The sequence below is a fragment of the Bacillus sp. 22-7 genome (assembly GCF_010628845.1).
GTDB classification, from domain to species: domain Bacteria; phylum Bacillota; class Bacilli; order Bacillales; family Cytobacillaceae; genus Cytobacillus; species Cytobacillus firmus_B.
Window position 1 is genome coordinate 1 of the sequence record NZ_NJQY01000017.1, and the last position, 299, is coordinate 299.

Sequence of the window (299 nt, forward strand, 5' to 3'; positions counted from 1 at the left end):
CCTGTGGCATTTGATGTGGCATCTGCGGCATCATTGCTCCCTGCACCTGTGGCATTTGATGCGGCATCTGCTGTCCCATATCTTCCGCGCCCATCACACCCGATGGCATTTGAGCCATTGGCATAAACGGCGAAGATTCATCATAATCCGGACTTTCCACTCCGGCCATCATGCCCATATGAGGCATTTGATGCTCAGGCATCATCGCTCCCTGTACTTGTGGCATTTGATGCGGCATTTGCGGCATCATTGCTCCCTGTACCTGTGGCATTTGGTGCGGCATCTGCGGCATCATCGCT

At 53.8% G+C, this 299-nt stretch carries 1 pseudogene; it reads right to left on the reverse strand.

Annotation, left to right across the window (positions count from 1 at the left end):
* Nucleotides 1-202 (reverse strand): annotated as a pseudogene (locus tag CE058_RS14680) (hypothetical protein); the annotation flags it as partial.
* Nucleotides 203-299 lie beyond the last annotated feature (97 nt).